The 13,084-nt window shown below is 71.5% G+C and carries 12 protein-coding genes; 6 read left to right on the plus strand and 6 right to left on the minus strand.

The window, feature by feature from the left end:
• Positions 1-2 precede the first annotated feature (2 nt).
• Positions 3-335: a YnfA family protein gene (locus CLV40_RS29840; protein ID WP_104482341.1), complete on the plus strand. Its 333-nt coding sequence runs from the start codon at positions 3-5 to the stop codon at positions 333-335.
• Positions 336-554: 219 nt separating this feature from the next.
• Positions 555-779: a hypothetical protein gene (locus CLV40_RS29845; protein WP_146108288.1), complete on the plus strand. Its 225-nt coding sequence runs from the start codon at positions 555-557 to the stop codon at positions 777-779.
• Positions 780-826: 47 nt separating this feature from the next.
• Here the strand turns inward: CLV40_RS29845 and CLV40_RS29850 are convergent, their stop codons facing one another.
• Complete coding sequence (locus CLV40_RS29850; protein WP_245931649.1) at positions 827-1,879, minus strand: M48 family metallopeptidase; 1,053 nt, start codon at positions 1,877-1,879, stop codon at positions 827-829.
• Between the two features lie 158 nt (positions 1,880-2,037).
• Between CLV40_RS29850 and CLV40_RS29855 the strand changes: the two genes are divergently transcribed.
• The gene (locus tag CLV40_RS29855) at positions 2,038-2,574 is read left to right on the plus strand and encodes a YbhB/YbcL family Raf kinase inhibitor-like protein (RefSeq protein WP_104482344.1); all 537 of its coding nucleotides are present in this window, start codon (positions 2,038-2,040) and stop codon (positions 2,572-2,574) included.
• Positions 2,575-2,631: 57 nt separating this feature from the next.
• A complete protein-coding gene (locus tag CLV40_RS29860) occupies positions 2,632-4,026 on the plus strand; it encodes a mycothione reductase (protein ID WP_104482345.1) in 1,395 nt (464 codons plus the stop codon).
• On the opposite strand, the gene CLV40_RS29865 is transcribed toward CLV40_RS29860, so the two are convergent.
• Complete coding sequence (locus tag CLV40_RS29865; RefSeq protein ID WP_245931650.1) at positions 4,019-5,173, minus strand: MFS transporter; 1,155 nt, start codon at positions 5,171-5,173, stop codon at positions 4,019-4,021. The genes CLV40_RS29860 and CLV40_RS29865 overlap by 8 nt on opposite strands.
• A 180-nt stretch (positions 5,174-5,353) precedes the next feature.
• Here CLV40_RS29865 and CLV40_RS29870 point away from each other — a divergent pair, with 180 nt between their 5' ends.
• Positions 5,354-6,025, plus strand: a complete 672-nt coding sequence (locus CLV40_RS29870; protein WP_181043815.1) for a FadR/GntR family transcriptional regulator — start codon at positions 5,354-5,356, stop codon at positions 6,023-6,025.
• Here the strand turns inward: CLV40_RS29870 and CLV40_RS29875 are convergent.
• Positions 6,022-7,542 carry a cobyric acid synthase gene (locus CLV40_RS29875; protein ID WP_104482347.1) on the minus strand — a complete coding sequence of 507 codons (1,521 nt, stop codon included), beginning with the start codon at positions 7,540-7,542 and terminating at the stop codon, positions 6,022-6,024. The genes CLV40_RS29870 and CLV40_RS29875 overlap by 4 nt on opposite strands.
• A gap of 49 nt (positions 7,543-7,591) precedes the next feature.
• Between CLV40_RS29875 and CLV40_RS29880 the strand changes: the two genes are divergently transcribed.
• The gene (locus CLV40_RS29880; RefSeq protein WP_104482381.1) at positions 7,592-8,314 is read left to right on the plus strand and encodes an alpha/beta fold hydrolase; all 723 of its coding nucleotides are present in this window, start codon (positions 7,592-7,594) and stop codon (positions 8,312-8,314) included.
• On the opposite strand, the gene map is transcribed toward CLV40_RS29880, so the two are convergent.
• The 3 genes from map to CLV40_RS29895 are packed head-to-tail and all read right to left on the minus strand — an operon-like array spanning position 8,301 to position 13,025.
• Positions 8,301-9,158, minus strand: a complete 858-nt coding sequence (gene map / locus CLV40_RS29885; protein WP_104482348.1) for a type I methionyl aminopeptidase — start codon at positions 9,156-9,158, stop codon at positions 8,301-8,303. The genes CLV40_RS29880 and map overlap by 14 nt on opposite strands.
• A gap of 24 nt (positions 9,159-9,182) precedes the next feature.
• The gene (locus CLV40_RS29890) at positions 9,183-10,985 is read right to left on the minus strand and encodes a penicillin-binding transpeptidase domain-containing protein (protein ID WP_104482349.1); all 1,803 of its coding nucleotides are present in this window, start codon (positions 10,983-10,985) and stop codon (positions 9,183-9,185) included.
• A gap of 36 nt (positions 10,986-11,021) precedes the next feature.
• Positions 11,022-13,025: a tetratricopeptide repeat protein gene (locus tag CLV40_RS29895; protein ID WP_146108289.1), complete on the minus strand. Its 2,004-nt coding sequence runs from the start codon at positions 13,023-13,025 to the stop codon at positions 11,022-11,024.
• Between the last annotated feature and the right edge of the window lie 59 nt (positions 13,026-13,084).

Genomic DNA, 13,084 nt, shown 5'->3' on the forward strand with positions numbered 1-13,084 from the left:
CCGTGGACGTCCTGCGCTCGATCGGCTTCTTCCTGCTCGCCGCCGTGGCCGAGATCGGCGGCGCGTGGCTCGTGTGGCAGGGGGTGCGCGAACACCGGGGCTGGCTGTGGGTGCTCGGCGGGGTGGTCGCGCTCGGCGCCTACGGCTTCGCCGCGACGCTGCAGTCGGACGCGCACTTCGGCCGGATCCTGGCCGCCTACGGGGGTTTCTTCGTGGCGGGCTCATTGGCCTGGGCCGTTGTGGTCGACGGCTTCCGCCCGGACCGCTGGGACTACCTCGGCGCCGCGCTGTGCCTCGCCGGGGTCGCGGTGATCATGTGCGCACCGCGCACCTAGCCCGGATACCGCTCGTCGCGCGATAACCGCCACCCGTCGGAACTCTGTAACGGCGCGCACAGGCCCCGCGACCCTGGTATGGATCGCGCGGACGACAGGGAACCCGTGGCACAGCGGCGTTTTCGCAGGTATCGACAGTGCAAGGGTCCAGACCATTCGCCCGCACTCGTCGGTGCGCCGCGCGGTCGGGACTGGTGCGACTCAAGGAGGACGCAGGTGGTGACGAGCACGAAGTCGGAGCCCAAGAGCGGCCGGGTATGGCTCTTCCTGGCGGTCTGGCTTCTCTGGTTCGCGGTCGGTTTCCCCTACTCGGCCCCGACCTGGCAGACCACGGCGGGGGTCGCCGCGGTGGCCACGGGCGCGGCCACGCTGATGGTCGGGGCGGCCACGGCCATCGGCTGGTGGCAGCACCGGCCGAAGCACTCCAGGCATCGCCAGGACTGACGCGGAAACCCGGGTTCCCCCGCCTGCGCCGGGGGAACCCGCGCACGTCACTCGGTGTCGCCGCCGGTGCCGTTGGACCCGCGGTCGCCGCCGAACCGGTTGAACACCCTGCCCGCCGCGCCGGACACCACGTCCCCGACCTCGCTGAGCATCTTGGCCAACGGGTCCACCGAGTTGGCGAAGGAGTCGCGGTACGAGCGCGCCGCGGACTTCACGTCGTCGGCCAGCGAGCCGGTGGCGTTGTCGTCGTCGCGGCGCTGGTACTCGCCCGCCAGGATCGACCGGTACTCCTCCGACGCCGCCCACCGCTGCAGCTGCGCGGCGCGGACCACGGAGAACGGGTGGGTCATCCCCTCCACGTAGCGCAGCTTGTGGATGCTGTCGCGGATGTCGTCGACCTCCTCGTACTCCTTCGCCTGCTGGAGGAACGACGGGATGTCGATCTGCGTGAGGTCGGTGCCGCCCGAGAGGTAGACGTGCGTGCGCAGCGCGGCGGCCGGGTCCTGCGAGACCAGCAGCCCGGCGCGGTCGCAGGTCAGCTCCGCCTTGCGGAACCACTCGCGCAGCGCGGCGATGATCGCGCGCAGCCCGAGCGCGCCCGCGGGCACGAAGGCCACCGTCTGGCTCAGGTTGATCAGGCGGATCAGCAGCGTGCGCAGCACGGCGTGCCCGGAGAGCACGTGGCCCATCTCGTGGCCGATGACGAACCGCAGGCTCTCGGTGTCCAGCGCCTCGACCAGGCCGGTGCTCAGCACGATGAACGGCTCGTCGATGCCGATGGTCAGCGCCTGGGCCTCGGCGGAGCGCATGACGTACAGCGGCGTCGGGGTATCCAGGTCCAGCGTCTCCGCGGCCTCGTTGCGCAGCCGGTCCAGCTTCGGGTACTGCTTCTCCCCCACGCGGATGGTCGAGGCCAGGGCGAGCAGCCGCTCGCCGCGCTCGGAGAACAGCCCGGACGCGGTCTTGAGCACGTCGGACAGGCCGGGGACGGCCCGCAGGCTCGCCATGGTGCCGCGGTCGGCCGGGTGCTCGTAGGCGCGCGGGCTGATCCGCGGGAACCGCACCCGGCTGGTCGACTGCGAGACCTCGTTGTCGGTCACAGAACTGTCCTCCCCATGTATCCCCTGACTGTGCTCCCCAGAGTAAGCGCAGACCAGGGTCCGGTTGGTCCGCATTCGGGGAGGACCCGTCCCACGACCGCCCCCGCGCGCGACTAGATTCGCCCGCGGGAGAGTCACCACCTCTGGAGGAAGAGCCCATGAGCCTGGAACGCCCGGTCGCCCCGGACCCGTACGAGCTGCTGCCGCGGGTCGGGTCGTTCACCGTGACCTCGACCGACGTGCGCGACGGCGAGATGCTGGACCTGGCGCACGCGCACGACTCGGCGGGCGGTCGGAACACCTCCCCGCAGCTCGCGTGGAGCGGCGCGCCGGAGGGCACCAAGAGCTACGTGGTCAGCTGCTTCGACCCGGACGCGCCGATCCCGAGCGGGTTCTGGCACTGGGTCGCGGTGAACCTCCCGGCGGGCACCACCGAGCTGCCCACCGGCGCGGGCGCGGGCGACGACAGCCTGCCCGGGGACGCGTTCCACGTCCGGTCGGACTTCGGTTCCCGCGCGTACGGCGGCGCCGCGCCGCCGCAGGGCGACCACGACCACCGGTACTACTTCGTCGTGCACGCCGTGGACGTCGAGAAACTGGATGTGGGCCCCGATGTGAGCCCGGCCGTGGTCGGCTTCAACCTGGCCTTCCACACCCTGGCCAGGGCGATCATCACCCCCACCTACGCGCACTGACCGCGGGCCCGGCCGGTCCGGGAATGCGGTGTCCCGGATTTGGGGTTGGATGGCGGTGTGGCCCACTACGACCTGGTGATCATCGGTACCGGCTCCGGGAACTCGCTGCTCGACCCGCGGTTCGCGGGCCTGCGCGTCGCGCTGGTCGAGCGCGGGGTGTTCGGCGGGACGTGCCTGAACGTCGGGTGCATCCCGACGAAGATGTTCGTGCACGCCGCCGACCTGGCCGCCGTACCGTCCACCTCGTCCCGGTTGGGGGTGGACACCACGTTGGACGGTGTCCGGTGGACCGACGTCCGCGACCGGATCTTCGGCCGGATCGACCCGATCGCCGCCGGGGGTCGTGAGTACCGGCAGCAGCACCCGGACAACGCGAACGTCACCGTCTACCTCGGTTCGGCCAGGTTCACCGGTCCGCGCGCGCTGACGGTCACGCCGAACGACGGGTCACCGGTCGAGGAACTGACCGCGGACCGGGTCGTGCTGGCCGCCGGGGGCCGCGCGGTCGTTCCGGACATCCCGGGACTGACCGAGGTGGACTTCCACACCAGCGACACCGTGATGCGTTTGGACGAACTGCCGCGCAGCATGGTCATCCTCGGTGGCGGGTTCGTGGCCGCCGAGTTCGCGCACGTGTTCTCCGCGTTCGGCGTGGCGGTCACCGTGGTCAACCGGTCCGACCGGCTGCTGCGCGCCGAGGACCGCGACGTCAGCCTGCGGTTCACCGAGCTGGCCCGGGAGCGCTGGGACGTGCGGCTGGAGCGCAAGGCGGTCCGCGTCGAACGCGCGGGCGCGGGTGTGCGGCTGCACCTGGAGGGCCCTGGCGGCGCCGAGTCCGTCGAGGCGGACTCGCTGCTCGTGGCGACCGGCCGGGTCCCGAACTCCGACCAGCTCGACGTCGCCGCGGGTGGGATCGAGGTCGCGCCGAGCGGTCACGTGCTGGTCGACCAGTACCAGCGGACCACGGCGGAAGGCGTGTGGGCGCTGGGCGACATCTCCTCGCCGTACGAGCTCAAGCACGTGGCCAACCACGAGGCCCGGGTCGTGCAGCACAACCTGCTGCACCCGGACGAGCCGATCGCGTCGGACCACCGGTTCGTGCCGCACGCGGTGTTCACCTCGCCGCAGATCGCGTCCGTCGGGGTCACCGAGCAGGAAGCCGAGGAGCGCGGGCTGCGCTGGGTCAGCGCGACCCAGGCCTACGGCGGCATCGCCTACGGCTGGGCGATGGAGGACACCACCGGGTTCGCCAAGGTCATTGCCGACCCGGACACGGGTCTGCTGCTCGGCGCGCACATCATCGGCCCGCAGGCGCCGACGGTGATCCAGCCGCTGATCCAGGCCATGAGCTTCGGCTTGGACGCCCGCTCGATGGCCCGGGGCCAGTACTGGATCCACCCGGGCATGCCGGAGGTCGTCGAGAACGCCCTGCTGAACCTCCCGCTCAGCTAGACCGCACGGTGCCGGGACGGCCCGCGGCCCAGCCGAAACAGGCCTGCACCGCGAGCACGACGAGGACCAGGACCAGCGACGTCGTCCAGCCGCCGGTCAGGCCGCGCAGCAGGCCGAAGAGGAACGGGCCGAGCGCGCCGATGAGGTAGCCCGCGCTCTGCGTCATGGCCGAGAGCGCGGCGGTGTCGGCCGGGTCGCCGGTGCGCAGCGCGATGAGGGTGATGGCCAGCGGGAACACGCCGCCCATGCCGAAGCCGATCAGCAGCGTCCAGAGCAGCGGGGCGGCCGAGGGCGCGGCGAGCAGGCCCGCGATCCCAGCGGCGCCGAGTGCCGTGGTCAGCACGATGACGACGGACTGGGACCGGGCCCGGACCGCGAGCGGGGGCAGCAGGAGGCCTAGCGGGACGCCGAAGAGGCTGGTGATCGCCAAGTGGACACCGGCGGTGGTGCGGTCGACGCCCGCGTCGATCAGCACCTCGGGCAACCAGCCCATGACGACGTAGGCGAACAGCGCCTGCAGACCGAAGAACACGGTCACCGTCCAAGCGAGGCGGTCGCGCAGCAACGACCCGACCGGACGCGGCGGTGCCGCCGCCACCGCCCCCGGCGCGTGCCGCGCGCCCAGCGACCAAGCGGCGAGCGCGGCGGCCCCGAGCAGCGCCCACGCGCCCAGCGCCATCCGCCAGTCGCCCAGGGCGTCGGAGAGCGGTGCGGAGACGGCCGCGCCGAGACCGCCACCCGCGGACAGGGAGGCCATGTAGACGCCGGTCATCAGACCGAGGCGGTTCGGGAACGACTGCTTGACCACGACCGGCAGCAGCACGTTGCCCACCGCGATGCCCGCGCACGCCACCAGCGTGCCGCCCAGCACCGCGGCGGACGCGAAGGCCCCGTGGCCGAGCACCCGCAGCAGGAGGCCGACCGTGATCAGGACCAGCGCCGAACCGACGGCCCGAGCCAGGCCGAACCGGGCGCCCAGCCAGGGCGCGACCACCCCGGCCACGCCGAAGCAGACCACCGGGACGGCGGTCAACGCGCTGGCCCAGGCGTGGCCCGCGCCAACCGAGGTGCGGACCTCCTCCAGCAGGGGTGCCAGACTGGTGACGGCGGGCCGGAGATTCGCCGCCGCCAAGGCCACCCCGAACACCAGCGCCGTGCTGCCGATCAGGGCAGTGGTTCGGGCACTGTTTCCGGTCGAGTGCGTCGAGTGTGTCCCACGTGACGGTGTCGACGTGGCAATCTTGACGTCCTCGGTGTTCCGCCCGTGGTGGATCGCCATAGTCTCAAGTATCGCAAACATAGGATGTTTGGCTGAAAGGATGGCGCTGTGCCGCTGGCCACTACCCGGCGTTCCGGCCTCGTCGACCAGGTGATCGAGCAGATGCGCTCGGCCATCTCAACCTCCGAGTGGAAGGTCGGCGAGCGCATCCCGACCGAGCCAGAACTGGTGAACGCCCTCGGTGTCGGGCGCAACACCGTGCGCGAGGCGGTCCGCGCGCTCTCGCACGCGGGCCTGCTGGAGGTGCGCCAGGGCGACGGCACCTTCGTGCGCGCCACCAGCGAGTTCTCCGGCGCGGTGCGCAGGCTCGCGGGCACCGAGCTGCGCGACGTGCTCCAGGTCCGCCGCACCCTCGAGGTGGAGGGCGCGCGGCTGGCCGCCGCCCACCGCACCGAGGAGGAGCTCGCGGAGCTGACCGGGCTGCTCGACGCGCGTGACCGGTCCATGACCGCCAAGGACTACGACCTCGGCGTCGACCAAGACGCCCAGTTCCACCTGGCGGTCGTGCGCTGCTCGCACAACCCCCTGCTCGCCGAGCTGTACCAGGGGCTCACCGAGGTGGTGCGCGCCTCGGTCGCCAGCACGGTCAGCACGAAACCGAACCTGGCGACCCTGGACCACCAGGGCCTGCTGGAGGCGATCCGCGCGCAGGACACCGAACGCGCCGCCGCCGAGGCGGGCGGGTTCCTCGACGAGCTGCTGGCCGACCTGGACGATTAGTCCGCGCCTGGCGAGAGCAGGCGGGGATTCGCGGGTGGTCCGTGGTCGATGAGTCGCTGGACCGCGTCCGTGTCCAGGTGGTCGGCGACCAGGTCGCCCAGCAGGTCGAGCTGCGCGGCGCGCGCGGCGGCGAAGTCGGTGTCCGGCGCCGGGCGGAATCCGGACCGGTCGGCGAGACCGGCCGCCCACGCCAGCAGGGCGCGGCGCACGCCGTCGTTCTCCAGGAGTCCGTGCCAGTGCGTGCCCAGGACCGGACCGTCGACCGCGCCTTCCGACCTACCGTCGGCCAAAGCGACCAATCCGGGTAGGCCGTTGCGCACCACCCGGCCGTGGTGGATCTCGTAGCCCGTGGCGTCCTCGCCGAACGCCGTGCCCACCGGGCGGTCGAGCGTCTTCGCCGCGGCGAACTCGATGTCGACGTCGAGCAGGCCCAGCCCGTCGACGGCACCCGCGCCGGACTCGACGCGGTCATCGATGCGGCGGCCGAGCATCTGGAAGCCGCCGCAGATCCCCAGCACCGGCAGCCCCGCGGCGGCGTGCGCGGTGACGGCGTCCGCCAAACCGGTGCGCCGCAGCCACGCCAGGTCGTCCACAGTGGACTTGGAGCCGGGCAGCACGACCAGGTCCGCGTCGGCCAGCCGTGACGGCTCGGTGACGAACCGCACCGACACCCCCGGCTCGCAGGCCAACGCCTCGACGTCCGTGGCGTTGGAAACCCGCGGCAGCCGCACTACGGCCACTCTCAGCCACTGCGTACCCACCGGGGGTGCGGGACGGCCGACTACGCCATCCGCGGTGTACGAGAGAGTGTCCTCGGCGTCGAGCCACAGTTCCTCCCGCCACGGCAGGACACCCAGGACGTCACGTCCGGTAAGAGCGCGCAGTTGGCGCAACCCGGGCTCCAACAGCGCCGGGTCGCCACGGAACTTGTTGATGACGAAGCCGCTAATCAACGCCTGGTCGGCGGCATCGAGCAACGCGAGCGTTCCGTAGAGGTGCGCGAAGACGCCACCCCGGTCGATGTCGCCCACTACGAGCACGGGTAGGTCCGCCGCGCGCGCCAAGCCCATGTTGGCGATGTCGTTCGCGCGCAGGTTGATCTCGGTGGGCGAGCCCGCGCCTTCGCAGATCACGACCTCGTAGTCCGCGCGGAGGTCCTTGAGCGTGGCCAAGACCACGTCCATCAGCTCCGCCTTGCGCCGGCGGTAGGACAGCGCGGTCGCGGTACCGGTCGGTTTGCCCAGGACCACGACCTGGGAGCTGCGGTCGGAGCCCGGTTTGAGCAGGACCGGGTTGAACCGCACGCTCGGCTCCAGACCGCACGCGGCGGCCTGCACGGCCTGCGCACGGCCTATCTCCCCGCCATCACCGGTTACCACTGAGTTGTTCGACATGTTCTGCGCCTTGAAGGGCGCCACGGCCACCCCGCGGCGCGCCAACCAGCGACAAAGCCCGGCGACCAGGACGCTCTTGCCCGCGTCCGAGGTCGTCCCGGCGACCAGCAGGGCCCCGGCCATCGCACCCACCCCCTCCCGTGATCCCCCGCGCACTGCCATCATCGCCGTTATGCCCGTCGCACCCATCACCGCCGTCCTGGTGCACAGTCCCTTCCTCGGACCAGCCACCCTGCGCCCGCTCGCGGACGAACTCGCCACGCTCGGCCTCCCCACGGTCCTGCTGGACCTGCAGCCCAGCGTCGCCGCGCCACCGGTGCACCAGCGGATGATCGGGGCCTTCGCCGACGCGGTCTCCGACACCGTGCTCGAAGAGCCCACCATGACCACCGGACCGCTGATGCTCATCGGCCACAGCGCCGCCGGTCCGCTGCTGCCCGCGTTCGCCGACGACCTCGAGGGCGAGGTCCACGGCCTGCTCTACCTCGACGCCGACCTGCCCACCCCCGGCCAGAGCTGGCGCGACACCGTGGCGCCCGAGCGCTACGCCGAGTTCCGCGACCGGAGCCGCGACGGCCTGCTGCCGCGCTGGACCCAGTGGTCCGACGACGACCCGCTGGTCCCCGTGACCGACCCCGTGCTGCGCGCCGACATCACCGACGAGGCGCCGGAGGTGCCGCTGGCGTTCCTCAAGGAGACCCGGCCGGTGGTCGACTGGTCCGGCCCGTCCGGCTACGTCGCGCTGTCGGCCGAGCACCGCGCGGACGCGGTCAAGGCGGGTGCGGACGGCTGGCCGGTGCGCGAACTGGACCTGCACCACCTGGCCTGCGCGACCGACCCGGAGCCGGTCGCGCGGGCCGTGCTGGAGGTGCTGCTGGCGCTCAGGGGAGAGTGAGGACCTCGGCACCGCTGTCGGTGACGACCAGCGTGTGCTCGAACTGGGCGGTCCACGACTTGTCCTTGGTCGTGGCCGTCCAGTCGTCGGCCCACATGTCGTAGTCGATGCCCCCGAGGGTGATCATCGGCTCGATGGTGAAGGTCATGCCGGTCTCGATGACGTTCTTGTCGGTCAGGTCCTCGTAGTGCAGCACGACGAGTCCACTGTGGAACGACCGGCCGATGCCGTGGCCGGTGAACGCGCGCACCACGCCGTAGTCGAAGCGCTTGGCGTACTTCTCGATCACCCGGCCGATGACGTTGAACGGCCTGCCCGGGCGCACCGCGGCGATGGCCCGCATGGTGGCCTCGTGGGTGCGCTCGACCAGCAGCCGGGCCTCCTCGCGCACGTCACCGGCCAGGAACGTGGCGTTGGTGTCGCCGTGCACGCCGCCGATGAAGGCGGTGACGTCGATGTTGACGATGTCGCCGTCCTCGATCACCGTCGAGTCCGGGATGCCGTGGCAGATCACCTCGTTGAGCGACACGCAGCACGACTTGGGGTAGCCGCGGTAGCCCAGCGTCGACGGGTAGGCGCGGTGGTCGAGCAGGAACTCGTGCACCACGGCGTCGATGTCGTCGGTGGTGGCGCCCGGCTTGACCGCCTTGCCGCCCTCCTGCAGCGCCTGCGCCGCGATCTTGCTCGCCACCCGCATCGCCTCGATGATCTCCGGCGGCTGCACCCACGGGTCGGTGTTCTTCGCGGGCGCGGGGCGGTCCACGTACTCGGGCCGGACGATGGTGGACGGCACGACCCGGCGCGGAGACTGCTTCCCGGGCGTCAACAGGGCACGAACGGACATGGGGTCCACCCTACGACCCCCGGTCTACCCCATGGCCGCCAGGAACCTCCCGGTCGCCTGCGTGGCGGATCCGGACTGGCCCGCGTCGGTGATCAGGACCGCGAACGCGAGATCGCCGCGGTAGCCGACGAACCACCCGTGCGAGTGCGTGCCGTCACCGAACTGCGCGGTGCCGGTCTTGCCGCGCACGTCCCCGTAGGCGCGCAGGGAGCCCGCGGTGCCGCCGGTGACGACCTCGGCCATCATCGTGCGCACGCCGTCGAGGACCGCGCCGGGCACCGGGTCGGGGGTGGTGTCGCTCTTGGTCTGGGTGTCGCGGACCAGCACCGGCTTGGGCACCGCGCCGGAGGCGACGGTGGCCGCCACCACGGCCATGCCGAACGGGCTGGCCACCACCTTGCCCTGGCCGAAGCCGTCCTCGGCGCGCTCGACCTTCGCCGTGGCCTCGGGCACCGAACCGGTGATGGTGGTGACGCCGGGGAGCACGTAGTCGACGCCGAGGCCGAGGTTCTTGGCCATCTTGGTCAGGTCGTCCGGCCCCATCTGCACGGCGAGTTCGGCGAAGGTGGTGTTGCAGGAGAACGCGAACGCGCTGCGCAGCGGGATGACGCCCTTGTCGAACTTGTTGCTGTTGGGGATCACCCGGCCGTCGATGGTGGTGGTGCCGGGGCAGCCGAGCGGGGTGTCGGCGGTCGCCTTGCCCGAGGCCAGCGCCTCGGCCGCGGTGACGATCTTGAAGGTGGAGCCGGGCGGGTAGCGGCCGGTCAGCGCGAGGGTGCCCTGCTTGTCGGCGGCCTCGTTCTGCGCGACGGCCAGCACGTCACCGGTCGACGGCTGGATCGCCACCACCATCGCGGGCGTGGCCTCGCCCGCGATGGCCGCCTGCGCGGCGTTCTGCGCCTTGCTGCTCATCGCGAGCCGGACGGCCTTGGCGGGCTCGGCGGGCTTGGCGTAGAGCTCCTCGGCCTCGGCGCCGGTGCTGTCGACGGTGTAGACCCGCCACCCGGCCTTGCCCTTGACCTGCTCCTCCACCAGCTTCCGCACGGCGGGCAGCAGCGTCGGGGCGAACTTGCGGTCGGTGGCCAGCAGCCGCGACTCGGAGGTGAAGCGGACGCCCTGCAGGTCGTAGATCTGGGCCCGGACCTTCTGGTAGTCGCCGTCGCGCAGCAGGATTACCTGGTAGGCCTGCCCGTTGGACTTGTTCGCGCCGTCGACGATGCCCTGGGCCGTGATCGTCGGGTCGATGCCCTTGAGCGCGGTGGCCAGCTGACCGGCGACGGCGTTCGCGTCCCCGGCCTTGGCGGGCTCGAACAGCACGGAGATGACCCGCTCCGGCTGGAGCACGGCCGTCCCGTCGCGGTCGAGGATGGGGGCCAGCGAGGCCTCCGCGTCCTGCACGGCCAGCCCCTGCTGGGCGCCGAGCTTGGGGTGCAGGACGGTCGGCTCCCAGTGCACCTTCCAGGTGTCCTCCTGCTTGCGCAGGTCGAAGCCGCTGGGATAGGTCCACTGGCGCCCCCGCCCCAGGTCCCAGGTGATCTCGAAACTGGCGTGCGCGTCCCCCTGCCCGGGCGTGTCGACCTTGGTGACCTGCGCCATCACGGTCGCGGGCTTGAGCGCCCCCCGCGCCTTGTCCATGAGCGCCTTGGCCGCCTCGACGGCATCGGTCTGCCCGGACGCGGTGTTGGTGTCACCCCCCGCGAACGCCGCGACGAACTGCCGCGCCGCGTCCTCGGGCCCGGGCTCGGAGCCGAGAGTGCACGAGGCCAGCGGCACCGCCGTGACCAGCGCCAACAACAACGCAACGGGGCGACGAAGAGTGGAACGCACGGCCCGCAGTATGCCTGCCCGGACGCCAGAAGGGGGTTAACTTCGCACCTCGCGCCCGAATCGTCCGGGCATGATCACAGTCTTCACCAGCGCTTCGCGCACCTGCCCGGCCTCCGGTCGCCCCAGGTACTCGAAGACGGCAGTGGCCTGGCACCACGCCTCGATCGCCTCCCGCTTCCGACCGAGCGCGAGGTGCGACAAGCCGATCTGGAAGAACACCTGGGCCGCGTAGTAGCCATCCCCCAGCGCCACGTCCAACTCCAAGGAGGCCGCGTAGTGCGCGAACGCCTGGTCATACCGCCTCAGCGAATGCCATGCGGTGCCGACCGCCCGCCGCGTCAAGGCGATCCCCTCCTGGTTGCCGACCTGGCGGAACAGCTCCAGGGCGACGGCGCCGTACACGATCGATTCCGCCGCGTTGCCCAGGCGAACCGCGTTCCAGCTGATCCGGCTGAGCGCACCGGCCCGCAGGTTCGTGTCGCCCACCGCCTCCGCCAGTGCGAGGGCACGGCGGATGTCCGACTCGGCGGCGGTGTGCCTGCCACGCACCCGGTGCGTGGCGCACCGGGCCATCAGCGAACCCGCTTCCGCAGCCGCGTCACCTGACGCGTTGAAGAGGTGGACCGCCCGGTCGTGCAGGCTCTGCGCCTCGGTGAAGCGCCAGGCGTCGACCAGGGTCTGGCCCAGCAGGAGGCTGATCTCCGCCTCCGCGTACTGGTCACCGATGGCCCGAGCCGACGCCAAGGCGACACGCTGGGTGGCCTCGCAATCCTGGTGGTGGCTGAACCGGCGCAGGTAGGTGGACGTCACCCAGGCCAGTTGCCAGGCGTGCCGGTGGAAACCGAACCTCGCCGCGTGCGCCACCGCCCCCACCAGCACGTGCTGCTCCGACACGCACCAACGCACTGCGGATTCGTAGTCCTGCGGCTCCCGGACGACGGCCCCGGGCCTTGGCGGGAGCGGATCCCGGCGCAGCCGGTGCGGGCTCAGTACCCGGTCGGCAGCCGCTGTCGTGTGCAGGTAGTGATCGAGGAGGCGTTCTACCGGGAGCTGCTGCTCGTCCACCACCAGGCACTCGCGGGCGTATTCGCTGAGCAGGTCGTGGAGGCGGTACCGGCCGGGTAAGTGCTCCTCAAGCAAGTTCGCCCTGGTCAGTTCGCCCAGCACGCCCCTGGTCCAGCCAGGTGCCTCACCCATCAGGGACACGACAGCCGGGAAGCCGATATCGGCACCCGGCGTGGCGCCCAGCAACCGGAACATCTGCTGCGCCGAAGGCGACAACGCCTGGTACGACCAGGAGAACACCGACCTGACCGTGGTTCCGGGGTCGCCGGTGTCGAGCACATCGAGACGGCGCCGCTCAGTGCGCAGTTCGGCCACCAGCGCGCTCAACGGGAACGACGTGCGTTCCGCCGCCCGACCGGCCGCGACCGCGAGCGCCAAGGGAAGCCCGCCGCATTGCGCGGCCAGGCCGGACAGCGCACTCGCGTCCGCGGGGCCACCAAGCCTGCCCGCTATGAGTGACTTCGCGTCCCTGCTGCCCAAGTGCGAGAGACCGATGCGGCGAACACCGAGAACGATCAGCCCCGTGAGTTCAGCCCGGCTGGTGACGACCGCCGCGCACCGGGATCCGGCGGGTAGTAGGTCGCGGACCTGGTCGACGTCCCTGGCGTTGTCGAGCACGACCAGGACCTGCTTGACCGCGGTCACACTCCGGTAGAGGCCGACCTGGGCGTCGTAGGAGTCCGGTATCCGCTCCGGTGGGACACCCAGCCCGTGGAGGAAGCCCCGAACCGCCTCCCCCGAGGTCATCGGCGGATGCACCGGATCGAAGCCGCGCAGGTTGACGTGGAGCTGACCATCGGGGAAGCGATCGGCGACGGAGTGCGCCCAGTACAGGCTGAGCGTGGTCTTCCCGATTCCCGCGGTGCCGCAGACCAGCGCCGTGCCGCCGGGCACATCGAGCACTTCGTTCAACTCGGCGAGTTCGACGTCGCGACCTACGAGAGCGGTCGCGCACCTCGGCAGTTGCCTAGGCATACCGACACCCACCCGCGCCTCTTGCGGGTGGATGTTGACCACCTGCGCTTGCACCGCAG

Source organism: Actinokineospora auranticolor, assembly GCF_002934265.1.
Lineage (GTDB): Bacteria > Actinomycetota > Actinomycetes > Mycobacteriales > Pseudonocardiaceae > Actinokineospora > Actinokineospora auranticolor.

Coding starts and splice junctions, on each gene's coding strand:
- CLV40_RS29855 (WP_104482344.1), top strand. CDS start 2,038: ATGAGCCTGGAACGCCCGGTCGCCCCGGACCCGTACGAGCTGCTGCCG.
- CLV40_RS29875 (WP_104482347.1), bottom strand. CDS start 7,542: ATGGCCGGGGCCCTGCTGGTCGCCGGGACGACCTCGGACGCGGGCAAG.
- CLV40_RS29880 (WP_104482381.1), top strand. CDS start 7,592: ATGCCCGTCGCACCCATCACCGCCGTCCTGGTGCACAGTCCCTTCCTC.
- map (WP_104482348.1), bottom strand. CDS start 9,158: ATGTCCGTTCGTGCCCTGTTGACGCCCGGGAAGCAGTCTCCGCGCCGG.
- CLV40_RS29895 (WP_146108289.1), bottom strand. CDS start 13,025: ATGCCTAGGCAACTGCCGAGGTGCGCGACCGCTCTCGTAGGTCGCGAC.